This is a genomic window from Bartonella sp. AC70YNML, from assembly GCF_042196545.1.
GTDB lineage: Bacteria > Pseudomonadota > Alphaproteobacteria > Rhizobiales > Rhizobiaceae > Bartonella.
The window spans coordinates 14,617-30,636 of record NZ_JBHIQK010000004.1; the positions used below are offsets into that span (position 1 = coordinate 14,617).

The 16,020-nt window shown below is 36.5% G+C and carries 10 protein-coding genes; 5 read left to right on the forward strand and 5 right to left on the reverse strand.

Features of this window, described 5'->3' with window-relative positions; genetic code table 11:
* On the reverse strand, nucleotides 1-1,827 hold the full coding sequence (typA, locus tag ACFIMU_RS04350; RefSeq protein ID WP_375606747.1) for a translational GTPase TypA: 1,827 nt from the start codon (nucleotides 1,825-1,827) through the stop codon (nucleotides 1-3).
* A gap of 1,269 nt (nucleotides 1,828-3,096) precedes the next feature.
* On the reverse strand, nucleotides 3,097-4,473 hold the full coding sequence (mgtE, locus tag ACFIMU_RS04355) for a magnesium transporter (protein WP_375606748.1): 1,377 nt from the start codon (nucleotides 4,471-4,473) through the stop codon (nucleotides 3,097-3,099).
* Nucleotides 4,474-5,026: 553 nt separating this feature from the next.
* Between mgtE and ACFIMU_RS04360 the strand changes: the two genes are divergently transcribed.
* Nucleotides 5,027-7,051, forward strand: a complete 2,025-nt coding sequence (locus tag ACFIMU_RS04360) for a M3 family metallopeptidase (protein ID WP_375696853.1) — start codon at nucleotides 5,027-5,029, stop codon at nucleotides 7,049-7,051.
* Nucleotides 7,052-7,213: 162 nt separating this feature from the next.
* Here ACFIMU_RS04360 and ACFIMU_RS04365 read toward each other — a convergent pair whose 3' ends face one another.
* The gene (locus tag ACFIMU_RS04365) at nucleotides 7,214-8,290 is read right to left on the reverse strand and encodes an SGNH family hydrolase (RefSeq protein WP_375606750.1); all 1,077 of its coding nucleotides are present in this window, start codon (nucleotides 8,288-8,290) and stop codon (nucleotides 7,214-7,216) included.
* A gap of 14 nt (nucleotides 8,291-8,304) precedes the next feature.
* Nucleotides 8,305-9,564, reverse strand: coding sequence for a lytic murein transglycosylase (locus tag ACFIMU_RS04370; RefSeq protein ID WP_375606751.1), 1,260 nt, complete (start codon nucleotides 9,562-9,564; stop codon nucleotides 8,305-8,307).
* Between the two features lie 266 nt (nucleotides 9,565-9,830).
* Between ACFIMU_RS04370 and ACFIMU_RS04375 the strand changes: the two genes are divergently transcribed.
* Nucleotides 9,831-10,721, forward strand: coding sequence for a UTP--glucose-1-phosphate uridylyltransferase (locus ACFIMU_RS04375; protein WP_375606752.1), 891 nt, complete (start codon nucleotides 9,831-9,833; stop codon nucleotides 10,719-10,721).
* A 39-nt stretch (nucleotides 10,722-10,760) separates the two neighbouring features.
* Entirely contained in the window at nucleotides 10,761-11,753 is a 993-nt protein-coding gene (locus ACFIMU_RS04380; protein WP_375610564.1) for an SIS domain-containing protein, read from the forward strand.
* 277 nt (nucleotides 11,754-12,030) lie between these two features.
* Here ACFIMU_RS04380 and ACFIMU_RS04385 read toward each other — a convergent pair whose 3' ends face one another.
* A complete protein-coding gene (locus ACFIMU_RS04385; RefSeq protein ID WP_375606754.1) occupies nucleotides 12,031-12,390 on the reverse strand; it encodes a hypothetical protein in 360 nt (119 codons plus the stop codon).
* 253 nt (nucleotides 12,391-12,643) lie between these two features.
* Here ACFIMU_RS04385 and ACFIMU_RS04390 point away from each other — a divergent pair, with 253 nt between their 5' ends.
* The gene (locus ACFIMU_RS04390) at nucleotides 12,644-14,029 is read left to right on the forward strand and encodes a sigma-54-dependent transcriptional regulator (protein WP_375606755.1); all 1,386 of its coding nucleotides are present in this window, start codon (nucleotides 12,644-12,646) and stop codon (nucleotides 14,027-14,029) included.
* A gap of 413 nt (nucleotides 14,030-14,442) precedes the next feature.
* Entirely contained in the window at nucleotides 14,443-16,014 is a 1,572-nt protein-coding gene (locus ACFIMU_RS04395) for a phospholipase D family protein (protein ID WP_375696854.1), read from the forward strand.
* The last annotated feature ends 6 nt before the right edge of the window (nucleotides 16,015-16,020 follow it).

Sequence of the window (16,020 nt, forward strand, 5' to 3'; positions counted from 1 at the left end):
TTAACTTGAAATTGATGCACGTGTTTTTTCAAAACGTTTCCGTTCATTGGGATCAAGATAGAGTTTGCGGAGACGAATATTTTTAGGGGTTACCTCCACAAGTTCATCATCTTGTATCCATGATAAGGCACGTTCTAATGTCATTTTAATGGGAGGCGTTAACTTTACCGCTTCATCTTTTCCGGAAGCGCGCATATTAGTAAGTTTTTTTCCTTTTAACACATTAACTTCTAAGTCATTATCGCGTGAGTGGATGCCAATAATCATACCTTGATAGACTTTCACACCTGCATCAATGATCATAGGTCCACGATCTTCAAGATTAAAAAGAGCATAAGCAACAGATTCACCGTTGTCATTAGAAATCATAACACCATTAACGCGACCAGCAATGTCTCCTTTATAAGGTTCATAAGCATGGAAAAGGCGATTCATAATTGCTGTACCACGTGTGTCCGTTAAAAGTTCAGATTGATAACCAATGAGTCCTCTAGTTGGGGCGTAAAAGACAAGGCGGACACGATGACCTCCAGAAGGACGTAATTCTACCATTTCACCCTTACGTTCAGACATTTTTTGTACAACAGTACCGGAATATTCTTCATCGACATCGATAACAACTTCTTCGATTGGCTCAAGAATTGTTCCATTTTCATCTTTTTGCATAACAACACGTGGACGTGAAACACTAAGCTCAAATCCTTCACGGCGCATATTTTCAATAAGAACTGCAAGCTGTAATTCTCCTCGTCCTGAAACGTAGAAAGAATCTTTATCGGCTGATTCTTCAATTTTAAGAGCGACATTGCCTTCTGCTTCTTTTAACAATCGGTCACGAATGACACGACTTGTTACTTTATCGCCTTCAGTTCCTGCAAGGGGGCTATCGTTGACGAGAAAACTCATCGTCACAGTAGGAGGATCAATTGGTTGGGCAGTAAGGGGTTCATTAACCGTAGGATCACAGAAAGTATCAGCGACGGTACCTTTTTGCAGACCTGCAATCGCAACAATATCACCAGCACTTCCTTCTTCAATAGGTTGCCGTTCTAGACCACGAAATGCTAGAATTTTTGAAATCCGCCCAGTTTCTAAAAGTTTTCCATCTTGTCCCAGAACCTTGACATTTTGATTGGGTTTTAGAGAGCCGGAATGAATACGACCTGTAATAATTCGTCCCAAAAACGGATCCGCTTCAAGAATAGTTCCAATCATGCGGAATGGGCCTTCTGCGACGCTAGGGGAAGGAACATGCCGCGTTACAAGATCAAATAAAGGACCTAATCCTTGATCTTTTGGTCCCTCGGGGGCTTCAGCCATCCATCCATCGCGTCCTGAACCATAAAGAATGGGAAAATCAAGCTGTTCATCAGTTGCGTCAAGAGCAGCGAAAAGGTCAAAAACCTCATTAATAACTTCATCAACGCGTGCATCAGGTCGGTCAATTTTATTAATAGCAACAATAGGGCGCAAACCTACTTTCAATGCTTTGCCAACGACAAATTTTGTTTGTGGCATTGGTCCTTCAGCTGCATCAACAAGGACGATGGCTCCATCAACCATATTGAGGATGCGTTCAACTTCTCCACCAAAGTCAGCGTGTCCTGGTGTATCAACAATATTAATTCGAGTATCTTTCCAAACAACAGATGTCACTTTCGCTAGGATTGTAATTCCGCGTTCTTTCTCAATATCGTTTGAATCCATCATACGTTCGCTTGTACGTTGATTATCACGGAAGTTTCCTGATTGCTTGAGAAGCCCGTCTACAAGCGTTGTTTTCCCATGGTCAACGTGGGCAATGATGGCAATGTTACGCAATTGCATAAATTTTCTTCTTTTCGTTTAATGAAATTTCATTTGAGGCAAAGTCTTTACATTCTTTGCCTGATTATTAGAAAACCTTTTACATGTTTTTTTATAATTTTGGAAGATGGAGGCAATATTTTTATGGCAAAACTATTTATCCAAGTCTTTAAGGCTCTATTGAGCTTCAATTTCTGAAGCTTCGTAAAAGTTTTTTATAATACGTATGTTCTATTCTCGAGCTAAGAATTATCCCAAAAATCACAGTCAATTTGATTTTTATCAATATGACACAAGAAATTTATATGAATTCTTGTAAGAGTAAGTAAGTATAAAGCTAGCGGTATTGTTGTTGTTGTTTTGCAAAGAGATTGATAAAAATCCGGAATATCTCTCAATCCATAGCCAATTTATTGACAATTTTACAATATTTTTATTCTAAATAAAGCTTTTTCTTATTCAATAACTTGTCAATCAAAATCCAGATCTAATGCAATCGTGTATTTGAGGTAAATATTGAGACGATTAAGAATTTTATAAGAAGTTCTAGCTTTTGTATGCCAGATTAGGGCAAGAGTTATATCTTTTGATTTATTTATGAACCCGGAATACAGTCTTATTTAGAAAGAATATGAAGGTATCCAAAGAAAATTCCCATTTTTGCCGTTAATCCAATTTATGATTTCAAAAGCATCTAAAGTAATATTTTTTAAACCATGGAGATAGTGCATTGCCTTACACTTTTTTGTTAATTGCATTCTCTAATAGGAGTATGCTTTTCATGCCAAACAGAACACTTTAAACAGAATATACTTTTTGTTGCATATTCATGTACTTAAGAGAGATCGCTTAATGTACACTACATCCATTCCATGATAGGGCTCATAAATGATATAACATACGCGAATAGTATACTATTAACGCCTTTGTGAAGAAATATAAAGCTTGTTGAGTATCATCATTATTATTCTTTCTCAGCTGTCAATATTGCGCCAGTTTTTGATACGAGAGAGAGATGATATAAGAAGTATTTTATTTTTTCTTGAATAGTTTTTAGCCATACACCGATCTCGTTTGTGACTGGCAAGAAGATGACTTTAATCGATTTAATATGAGAAGCTTTATGATGAGGTGAAATTACGTTATTCGGAGCTGTTATTCAAAAAAATAATAAATTATCTATAGAGCGGTGCGCTAGAAAAATAAATAATAAAGCTTATTCTCTTATGGAAAGAATCTTAGGTTACATGACAAGATTTTTCCATAAGTAAGAGTTTTTACTTTACATGTTTAAAGGAGAGTTCCTGACAAAATGAGGGAAGCTACAGAAAAATAGATTATAATGCCCATGACATCTACTAAAGTTGCCACAAAAGGAGCAGAAGCACTTGCTGGATCAAATTTTAAACCTTTAAGAATAAAAGGCAACATAGATCCAGAAAGAGAACCAAAGGTAACGATTCCAACTAAAGCTGTACCCACTGTTGTCGAAATAGCAATCCAATGTTGGCCATAGTCGTAGATACCCAGTTTTTGCCAAAGAGCAATGCGCGTAACACCAATAATTCCGAGTAAGAGACCAAGGGATAATCCTGTTGGAATTTCACGAATAATAACTTTCCACCAGTCTTTTAATGTGAGTTCACGTAAAGCCAATGCACGGATAATAAGGGATGTAGCTTGTGAGCCGGAATTTCCTCCTGAGCTCATAATGAGAGGTATGAACAGTGTAAGAATAATCGCTTTTTCGAGTTCTGTTTCGAAATGCTGCATAGCGCTTGCTGTCAGCATTTCACCGATAAAGAGTAAAGCGAGCCACCCGCCACGTTTTTTCATCATTTCAGGAAACTTAATTTGCATATAGGGCTTATTAAGCGCTTCCATACCCCCAAATTTATAGGCATCTTCATTCATCTCATCGACCATAGTATCAAGCACGTCATCAACGGTTACAATGCCAATGACATGGTTACTTTCATCAACTACAGGCACAGAGAGAAGATCATGGCGTTGGAAAAGGCGTGCGATATCTTCATGATGTGTGAAGGGCGATATTGTAATGGGCGAGTCATGGGTAGGGACATTAAGAATTTGTTCATCAGGTGAGGCAAGAATAAGGTTACGCAGTGAAACAGCTTTGAGAAGAGTACCTGTTTTAGGATCAATCACATAGCTGGTATAAACTGTTTCACGTGTTCGCTCGACTTCACGAATGTGATCCAAAGTTTTTTGTATGGTCCAGTTCGAAGGAACGGCTATAAACTCTGTTGTCATCAGTGCTCCTGCTGTATGGTCAGGATAACTGGTGAGTTTTTTAAGTTCAGCGCGCGTTAAGGGGTTAAGCAAGGCATAAAGTCGTGTGCGGGTTTCTTTATCCATTTCTTGAAAGACGTCTGCAGCAGCATCGGCAGACATGCCATCAAGAATTTCAACAGCACGATTTATAGGGAGAAGTTCTAGGATGGCAGCAGGTTGCTCAAGCTCTGGTTTATCAAAAAGTTCGATAACATAATCAAGAGGTAGAAGACTAAGAATAGTGACACGTTCCATGATATCGAGATCATTGATGATATCAATAGAGTCTGCAAAATGCTGATTTTTTAATTTTTCAGCGAGAGCTTCAGGAGAAAAATTTTTGAAGTCGAAGGCCGTTTTAATTTCAGTCATGATAAAGTACCTCCTGAAGAGTTGGGGAGTTGTAAATCTAAATAATAGATGAGATAAAAACAAAAATTTATGGAAGATTTGAAAAAAACCTCCCCGACTATATTTTCAATTGTTAATATTTTAAGTTAAAGTCAAGGATAAATTATCAGTTATGAACAAGTTTCTGAATCACTGAAACGAGAATACAGCTTAATTTGAGGATAATATAAAAACGTAAATGTAAAAATCAGTTCTGATTTTTACCATCATTTCTTTAATGAAGTTTTTGATTTTCAAAAGAATCTACAGCAATATTTTATAAAGAGTGGAGATTATGCTTTTCTCCAAGTGTTTTTGTTAATATGCAATTCTATTGTGATGTGCGAGCGAATAATCTTTATTGCTTCAATATAATATGGTTTGAAATGGAAGAACTGTACGATTTTCAGGTTTTTTATTCAATAGCATTTTGAAAGGTAGTTTTGAAACTCACAAAATAGTTTTAGTATGTTATCAATTTGTGTCGTAAAGATAATTGTTACAGTTTAAATTTATAATGGAGACATAAAATATTATGACAAAAGCAGCAGTGCTGGACTGGAAGGGATTTTCAGGTCTTCCTGATTTTTTTTCTATAAGTGATGAAGATTTTAAACCCGCTTTTGAACAGGCACTTCAAGAAGCAGAAGAAGAACTAGAGGCAATTGCGATGGTGCAAGAACCACCAACGCTTGAGAATTTTTTGCAGCCTTTTGAGCTTTGCGGCAAAGCGCTTGATCGTGTCTGTTCAATATTTTTCTTACGCACTAGTGCTCATACGAATGTATTAATTCAACAGCTAGAGCAAGAGTTCGTTGTAAAACTTTCTCGTTATTCTTCAAAAATGATGATGGATGCGCGGATATTTGCGAAAATAGATACGCTTTATAAACAGTCGCAACAGGGGACATTTGAGAATGAAACAACACGTGTTCTTGAATTATGGTGGAAAAAGTTTGTTTGTCATGGTGCAAAATTAGATGAAAAAGCGAAGAAACGGCTTGTAGAAATTAATGAAAGACTCGCTTTTTTAAATGCTACTTTTGGGCAAAATGTCTTAAACGATGAAGCTGAATGGATTCTATTTTTAAAACAAACAGACTTATCTGGTTTACCGGAAGATCTCATTGCTTCAATGAAAGAAATTGCGTACGAAAGAGGCAGTGAAGAAGCCTATGCATTAACACTAGCACGCTCAATTGTTGAACCTTTTTTAAAATTCTCTGATCGTCGTGATTTGCGTAAAGTTGCATTCCAAGCTTGGGCTAAACGTGGTGAAAATAATAACAAGAATGACAATCGAACCATTATTTTAGAGATTGTTGCGCTTCGAGATGAGCAAGCTAAATTATTGGGATATAAATCTTTTGCGGATTTAAAACTCGATAATACTATGGCTAAAAGTGTTGATTCTGTTATGAATTTGCTTATGCCTGTATGGGAGCGAGCAAAAGCGAAGGCTTCTACTGAGCAAATTGAATTACAAAATTTTGCCAATAATCAGGGAAGCAATGAATCTTTAACAGCTTCGGATTGGCGTTATTATGCTGAAAAACTTCGCACTGAAAAGTTTTCTTTTGATGGCGCTGAAATTAAATATTATTTTCAACTTGATCATATGATTAAAGCGGCTTTTGGAGTAGCAGAAAAACTCTTTGGCATTACATTTGAAGAAAAAAATGCTGTTGCACTTTGGCATCCTGATGCACGTTTATGGGAAGTAAAAAAATCTGATGGAAGCTTACTTGGGCTTTTCATTGGTGATTATTTTGCACGTTCTTCAAAACGGTCTGGTGCGTGGATGAGTAGTTTGCAATCACAACATAAATTGGAAGGCGGACAAAAGCCCATTATCTACAATGTTTGTAATTTTGCTAAACCATCCAAAGGGGAGGTTGCTCTTTTATCTCTTGATGATGCACGTACGCTTTTTCACGAGTTTGGGCATGCATTGCATGGTTTGCTTTCTGATGTTGTATGGCCATCTGTATCGGGAACATCGGTTTCGCGTGATTTTGTTGAGCTGCCTTCTCAACTTTATGAACATTGGTTAACTGTACCAGAAGTATTAAAATCTTATGCTATACATGCAAAAACAGGGCTTCCTATGCCACAAGAGTTGATAGATAAAGTTTTAGCAGCACAGACATTTAATGCTGGATTTTCTGCGGTTGAATTTATCTCATCAGCTCTCGTGGATATGGCTTTTCACCAAGGAGAAAAAGTCACTGATCCAACAGTGTTTGAACGCCAAGAATTAGACAAGCTGCAAATGCCTGATACAATTATTATGCGCCATCGTCCTCCACATTTTACGCATATATTTTCAGGGGATGGTTACGCCGCTGGTTACTATTCTTATATGTGGTCAGAAGTGCTTGATGCTGATGCTTTTCAGGCTTTTGAAGAAACGGGAGATGTTTTTAATTCAGAGCTTGCTAATAAGTTGGAACGTTTTATTTACTCTGCTGGGGGAAGTCGTGATCCAGAGGAGCTTTATAAAGCTTTTCGGGGACGGATGCCTTTACCAGAGGCAATGATTAACAAACGTGGATTGTAAGATATAACGGCATGGTGCTAACCATGCCGTTTTCATATTCTTCGCAAAGATGTAGTTGCAATTTATGCAAATTTTCTCTTCATTATAGCTATGTAAACAGTGTTTTTATCTTATTCGCTTTTTGTTTATAGGGGAAAATAGATTTTGTATTTTAAATAGACATTATGGGAAAGAAAAATTATCAGCTCGATCTTTTTGATGTCCATTTGGTGGAAACCATGATTTTTCTATAAAACTTGATTTTTTTCTGCCTATGAGGTGGGTGTTTTGTTGTACCATATCATTAAGGCTCATTGGAGGCTGACGCATAATTTTACTTGGCTCTTGATTCTCTGATTCTTGTATAAGTTTTTTAATAACTTGATCGGTTGAGTAAGAATTTTCATGAGAAAAGGCATGAAAATTTAAAATATTTTTCAATGGCTTTTCTAAATAAGCAGCAAGTTTTTTCTTTCCTTCAGAAGTGAAATGCATGCCATTATTGGTGCGCAATTTGGTCATTTTTCCATTAATATCATAGCCTGAAAAAGAAAAGTTTCCTTCTTCATCACTAAAGCCACTCCAGATATCAAGAAAATATCCTCCTGCTGTTTCTGTTACTTGTTTGTAGAGCGCATTAAAAATTTTCATTTTTTGTGTCAAAAGGTCATTTCCAAAAGAAGGTTGACCTATCCATATCCACGATTTTCCAGAGGCATGAAGACTTTCAGCAATTTCGATAATTCTTTGTTTGTAGATGTGCATCCATTCTGATTGATCTGTGTTAATCGTGCTATGAGAGTCTATGATGGGTTGATTATCATTGGCCCCGATCATCATGATAATGACATCGGGGTTATTTTGATTAATGAGTTTAGAAATATTGCTTTGCCAAGAATAATAATCAGTTCGAACTAATCCGGAAGCTGGCATTGTGTTGTTCATAATAACGATATCACTATTATCTATAAAAAACTTCTTAAGTGCATCGGCAACAGCAGAAGCTGTAAAATCTCCTATGACAAGAATGCGCTTTGCGTTCTCATTTTTTAGCTTTTGTATGTTTTTTTGTGTTACGATCTTTTTTTGCGGCTTGTTTATTTTTTGTTCTATAATTTGCGGTGGTTGTTGCGTCTGTTTGTTATGTTGTGACAACCATTTGAAGAAGTTCGTTGCTTTACTTGGGGATGGTTGTATGATCCCCACAATAGAAAATGAAAACAGTAAGAATATCAAGTATATAAGACGCAAAAGAGACAAGACCTTATTCTCCATTATTGTTGGCGAAGGAGAAAAAGCACTTGAGATGATGGATATCCATTTTCTTTTAGACCGTAATGCAGCTGAAAAGCTTTGATTGCTTTGCGAGAGGCTGTTCCGATTTTTCCATCAATATCTCCTTTATAATATCCCAATGCACTTAAGCGAGATTGCAGTTCTTTACATTCTTGGAAGGTAATAGGCTGAAAAGGTCTTTGCCAATCATGCACTAATCCAGGACGTCCAGCAATGCGATCAGCAAGAAGGGCAACGGCAAGAGCATAACGATCTGCATTATTATAACGTTTTAGAACAAAGAAATTTTTTGTGACTAAAAATATAGGTCCTTTTTCTCCATCTGGATATTTTAACATTGCTTGTTCAGCTAATGTAGGAAGAGGATGCCCATTAGCGTATTTTACACCTAATTTTTTCCATTGTTCAAAGGAATACCAGCCTTCAGGAAGTTTTTTTCCCTGCGGCACTTTTACCTCTACTCCCCAAATAAGATTAGGTTGCCAGCCATTTTTGTGAAGAAGATTAGCAGCAGTAGCCAGAGCATCTGGAACAAAGTTCCAGATATCACGCCGTCCATCTTGATTTATATCAACAGCATAGGCGAGATAACTGCTTGGAATAAATTGTGTATGTCCCAATGCTCCGGCCCAAGATCCAGTGAGTTGAGAGCGTTTAATTTCACCACTTTGTAGAATTTTCATAGCAGAAATAAGTTGTGTATGTGCGTATTTTTCGCGTTTTTTATCGGCATAGGCTAGGGTTGCAAGTGAGCGAATGGTATCATGCATGACACTTTTATTGGCTAAAATTTTCCCATAATTGCTTTCCATTGACCAAATAGCAAGCAGAATATTACGGTCAACACCAAAACGTTTTTCAATTTGAAGAAGCCATTTATTCCATTTTTTTGCTTGGCGCCGTCCTTCTATAATAGCAATATCATGGACACGATTATCGAAATAGTTCCATGAAGGAGCAATAAATTCCGGTTGGTATGCGGCGCTTTTTAAAACTTCTGGATCAATGGCATTAATGTCTTTAAATGCCATATGAAACGTAGAAGGGCTAATATTGTGAGCAATAGCTATTTTTTTAAACTCTTTAATCCAGTGTTTAAATCCGCTATCCGCATGTGAAAATGATGCAAAAAACATTAAAAAAGCAGACAAAAGAATGGCAGAGCCAGTGACAAGGGGTCTCCAAGCTATTGACTTCTCTAAAAAAAAAGAGAAACTCTTCAATTCTGTTTTTTGCATTTTGAAATCCCCATTAATATTCAATTCATTAGATGTGCAATAACTTTATTTTGTATTTAGTTTAATCAATAATATGATCAAGAATAGGAAAAAACTGAAATAAATAATTCGTTTTAATTCCTTCAATAAATTCTCAGATTCTTTTTACATTTTTGATTGCCTATTATAATGATAATCAAAACAATAAGATATCTTTTTTACCATTTCGTAAAAACATATGATAAATAAAACAAAAAAGTTATATGAATTCATTGAGGAGGGTGAGTGTGCGTAAAATCCGGAAAGCAGTATTCCCAGTAGCAGGTCTTGGTACGCGTTTCCTTCCTGCAACAAAAACGATTCCTAAAGAAATGCTAACAGTTGTTGATAAACCTGTTATTCAATATGTTGTGGATGAGGCGAGGGAAGCTGGTATTGAGCATTTTATTTTTGTGACTGGACGCAACAAAGCAGTCATTGAGGATTATTTTGATGCGCAAGTTGAATTATACACGACACTTGCTGAATGTGGAAAGAAAGAAGATCTTGCGCATTTATATCGTTTACAGCCGTTGCCAGGGACAACGTCTTTTACACGGCAACAGCAACCTTTGGGACTAGGGCATGCTCTTTGGTGTGCACGTGAATTAGTTGCAGGGGAACCTTTTGCTTTGTTATTACCGGATATGTTGATACAAGCGAAAAAGGGCTGTCTTTCTGAAATGATGAGCCTTTATGAAAAAACAGGTGGGGGGAATATTATAGCAGTTCAGGAATGCGATCCTAGAGAAACACATAAATATGGTATTGTTGGGAAAGGCAAACAGATTGCAAATGGTTTTGAAATCACAAAAATGGTAGAGAAACCAGCACAAGGAACGGCACCATCAAATTTGTACATCAATGGACGTTATATTTTGCAGCCAGAAATTTTTAATATTCTTTCCACTCAAGAACGAGGAGCAGGAAATGAAATTCAATTAACAGATGCTATGATACGGCTTTCAAATGAGCAAGATTTTTGGGGGTTGCAAGTAAAAGGGCGCACTTTTGATTGCGGTTCTAAAGCTGGTTTTATTGAAGCCAACGTTGCATTTTCTTTAGCACGCGCTGATATGCACAGCCACGTTTCTGCTTCATTGAAAAATTTACTAGAAACCATTAATGTTGAAAAGTGATATAGATCTCTCACTTAATTTTATTGATCGAATTTGATTATGACAATACCGTCTCCTCGTATGGCTTTGCAAGGTGCAGTAGCATCAGCGCTTAAAACACTTGCTAGTGAAAAGCAGGGGCTTGAAGCTCTTGAAAAAGCTCTTCTGGAAAGTCTTTCTTCTTCTTTTGAAGCGGTTGTTCAAACTATTAGAAATGCGCGTGGACATGTGGTCATTACTGGTCTTGGAAAAAGTGGTCATATAGGGACAAAAATTGCAGCAACCTTAGCCTCAACTGGTACACCTGCCTTTTTTGTGCACGCTGCAGAAGCCAATCATGGTGATCTTGGTATGATTGGATCTGATGATGTTATTCTTGCTTTATCATGGTCTGGTGAAACTCAAGAGTTAAGTGGTATTATGAGCTATGCTGCACGTTTTCGTATCCCTCTTATTGCAATGACATCAAATGAGCATTCTGTGTTAGGACGACAAGCTGATATTGTGCTATTATTACCAAAGATAGAAGAGGCTTGCCCCCATGGTTTAGCCCCTACAACTTCAACAATTATGCAATTGGCAATGGGAGATGCATTAGCGGTTTCTCTTTTAGAAATGCGTGGTTTTACCGCAACGGATTTCAAAATATATCATCCTGGTGGTTCTCTTGGTGCAAGCCTTAAATACGTGTGTGATATTATGCATGAGGGTGATAGTATTCCTCTGGTTATGCAGGGAACAGCTATGACTGAAGCGATGAATGTTTTGGTGGAAAAACATTTTGGTTGTGTTGGTGTTGTGAATCAAGAAGGTGAACTAATCGGAATTGTAACTGATGGCGATCTTGCACGTAACATTCATTTTAATTTATCAAAATTTAATGTTGACGAGGTGATGACCAAAGCTCCTAAAGTTGTAAAGCCAAATACACTTGTTGGTGCAGCAACAGCTTTTATTAATGATCATCAGATTGGTGCATTTTTCGTGGTTGAAGATAAAAAACCGATAGGAATTGTCCATTTTCATGATCTTTTGCGCATTGGCGCTGCTTAGATTAAGGTTCCCTATCAAATAAATGTTATTTTAGGTTAAAATAGATTGAATGATACAAAGTTACAATTTTATTGTGAGGTGGCCTTACTGATATTTTGTGGAATAAAATGAATGTTTTACGCATTTCATAATGTTTAGAAAATTCTACGGATAGAGATTGTATCAGTTTCTTTACGTATTTGAGAGAAGATTCTCTGTCAGGAGGAGAAAGGAACACCTCCTGCTTAATGTATGTATTTTGTCTATCTTATAAAAAAAGCTTTATTTTATATTTTGTCTAAGATTTTCGTTTAAGAAAAAATTGTGCTCCTGTAGGTGAGGTGCAGAGAAGTTGTGTGAAGTCATATGACATTGTACAATTGACTCTAGAGATTGTTCCACGAAGAATAGAGCGTATTTCAATTTCTATATTTTGAGCATTGAGATAATTATATGCTCCTTCTGATAGCTTTTCTTCTGTATCTGCTGCATGTGTTTCAAAAACACCATTGTGGAAGGAGGAAATAATACCATTCTCATCAACCCATTTTCCATCAATTCCTGTTGGCATATTTGAGTTATAATATCGCGAAAAGTTACAGGCACTTAACAGCAAGGCGGTAATTGTAAGACATAAAATATGATAGGTATGTTTCATTTATTGCACTCTATTTAGATTATTTTGCTCTCTAGTTTCTATAACATTATTAAATTATCCCATGAGTCAATATGAAAAATTTGATGAAAATCAATGAAAAAGCAAAAAAATGGAAAAAAATGCCTTAATGTTGTATTTAATTGACAGCTTGATGAAGTTCGTAAGTGAAACACAAGAGGTAAAATATTTCTTATGGTTTACAACAATTTTTATATTAAGCTGCTGAGTAGTCTCAAAGGAGATTATTGACATTATGGTTGGTCCCATTCTTGTTGCGAGTGAAGATTATGGAAGACGTATAGAACTTTCTTCTATGCTGCGAGGTTTTGGTTATCGTGTCATTGAAGCAGAAAATGGTCTCCGTACGATTGATCTTTTACACAGGCGTAAAAACATTGTGCTCGCACTCCTTGATGTCGTTATGAGTGATTTGAGTGTGAGCGATTTGATTAAAATGATTAGAGTTGCTGGTGTTTCTGTTCCTATTGTCGTTATAGCACAACAAGAGAATCAGCATTTACTCCAGAAAGCTTTAACAGCTGGAGCTATTGATTATTGGATCCATCCAGTAACATTATTACGCGTAAGAGTTACTTTGGATATCCTTGCTCTTATTTCTGCCTTGGAGCATGAGGTTCGAGATATTCGGCGAAAAAAAGAGAATCATTTACGGTTTTCTGATCTTTGCGTAAAAAGTAGGGCTATGCAGATAGTGTTAGAACAATCGAGACAAGCAGCAACTTCTTTACAGAATCTTTTGATAGAGGGGGAAGCTGGAACAGGACGTGAGACTTTAGCTCGGATTATTCATCATGAGGGATTATTCTCGGAGGGTGTTTTTATTCGCTTTCAATGTTCAGCTATCGTTGATCCAGAAGAAGAAAATCAGCAGTGGTTTAAAGAATTCCTGCCATTGGTTTCTTCTCTTGAAAAAGGGACACTTTGCCTTTGTGATATTGATCGACTTGAGCCCATACAGCAAAAACGGTTTGCTCATTACCTTAAAGAAAGGGAAAGGGATACAAAAGGAGATTTTTTTCCTTTTCGGATCATTGCTATTTCAACATCACGTTTAAAGGATTTGGTTAATGAGAACTTTTTTTTGCATAGTTTGTTTGAACAATTTTCTCATTTGTCTATTAGCGTCCCTGCTTTACGAGAATTAAGGGATGATTTTCCAGAGATCACACAACGTTTGATTGATCGCATTATTACAGAAACAGGGCGATCACATGTCCATGGTTTAGCAGGCTCTGCTCTTTCCTTGCTTATGCAGTATGATTGGCCTGGCAATAGAAATGAGCTTGAAACCTTTTTATTTCGTGCGATTTTACTCAGTGAAGGACCGTTATTAACGGTTCGAGATTTTCCGCAATTAATGGGAAATTCATTAATGAATGTTCCCAATATCATTGAGGGTAATATGCAAGAAGATGATGAACAAGAATCGATAAAATTTTTGAATACTGATGGGCATGTGCGTACTTTTGCAGAGATGGAACATGATATTATCGAGAAAGCGGTTAAACATTATAAAGGACATATGAGTGAGATTGCACGCCGCCTTCATATTGGTCGCTCTACACTTTATAGAAAAATGGAAGAATTGAGAGCAATAAGAAATCAAGAACGAAAGTAAAATTCATAACAAATTTCTCCTCATGACAAGCATGAGTTTCAAAAAAATAGAGTGGATTTTGATAAATTTCGTGGGGGGAATCTTAAGAAAACAATCATTTATTGTAAAATTTATCTATAGAGGATGATTTTGTAGATTTAAATCAAATATAAATTTTATGTGACTATTTTAATCGTTTGTTTCAATTTATACAGTTTTGGTTAAGTTTGCATTTATTAAAACTATTAAAACAGAGAAGCATTTTTAAAAACTTTTAAATACTACCGCTAAAATTTTTGTATCATCAATATTAAATTTATACTCTCTTAAGCAAGAGGTGGCATTTTATCTGCTATACGATTAAGATGAAGTGATTAGTGTTATCGTTTGCATTACTGATGATGTGATAGTTTAAAATAGAAAGTTTGCCCTCTTTGACTCTTTTACAGATTATTATTGGTTTTGTCCTCTTTTTTTTTATTGCATCTATGTTGGCAATCTACACTTATGGGCGTTTTGTGAAAAATGCTAGGGGGCAATGTTCTTATGCGTTACCTATTCAGAAAGATGAAACTAAGCTTGATCGTATCGTCAGTCAATTAGCTGAGGAAGAAAATGGATTGGGGATTGATAAAGATGCCCTTTCCCTCATTATCAGCAATTTGGATGCGTTTTGTGTTCGTGCAATAGGAGCTGCAGAGGCTGGGCGTAGCCTTGATCTGATGTATTATATTTGGGACGATGATTTAACGGGGCGCCTATTATTAAGTGAAATAGTTGAAGCAGCTGATCGGGGGGTTCGGGTACGGCTTCTTTTGGATGATATTAATGCTCAGTCACGTGATCCAGCTTATATTGCGCTAGATAAACATCCTCATATTGAGGTGAGAATGTTTAATCCAGGGCGATCGCGTCAAGGTGGTTTACGCCGTGGTTTAGAAATTATATTACGGGCAATTACTGTAACACGTAGAATGCATAATAAAGCTTTTATCATTGATGGTAGGGTTGCTTTTGTCGGAGGGCGTAATCTTGCAGATTCTTATTTTGATGCTGGTAAAGAATCTCATTTTCGAGATTTAGATTTGATGTTAATCGGTCCCTCTGTTAAAAAGGTGGAAAGTATCTTTGATGATTTTTGGAATAGTGCTGTTGTTTTGCCAATTCATACTTTGGTTGTTCCTAAAAGCGCAAGTGATCTTAGCTATTGGAGAGATAAATTACGAAAATTTCGGGATTCCAAGGTTGCAAAGGTTTATTTAGATTATGTCAAAGAACACATTAACTTTAGTTGTTTTATCCAAACAGGAAAGCGGTTATTTTTAGCAGATAAAGTTGTTGTTCTTTCTGATCCTCCAGAAAAAGCATTGCGTAAAAAAGCAAGTAATTGGCTTATGAAGGCACTTTCAAAGGTTATTGGAAATGCCAAAAAAACGGTTCAGATTACGTCTCCTTATTTTGTTCCTGGTAAGGTTGGCACGCAGAATTTTAGTAATTTGGTTTCAAAGGGTGTTAATGTCAAAATTCTGACAAATTCTTTAGCCGCTACTGATGTAGCTTTAGTGCATGGTGGTTATGTCCCGTATCGTAGGGCATTGTTGAAAAGTGGTGTTAATCTTTATGAATTAAAAGCGGAAGGCAATACTCATGGGTTGCGATTGTTTCGATCGAGTAAGGCAAGTTTACATGCAAAAGCTTTTTTAATTGATCATAAAACAGCTTTTATTGGATCTTTAAATTTTGATCCAAGATCAGCATCATTAAATACAGAAATGGGCATTCTTTTTGAATGTGCTCCCATTACAGAAAGATTAGATTTGTTGTTTTCTGAAGAAACCACAGGGGAAATGAGCTATCATCTGCGTCTTGGTGATAATAATCGTATTTATTGGGATTTTATTGAAAATGAAAAAAAATATAGCATTGACTATGAGCCAGAAAGCAATTTTTGGCGTCGCGCATTTGCAAAAATAATAAGTTGGTTACCTATTGAATCACAATTGTAAATCTTT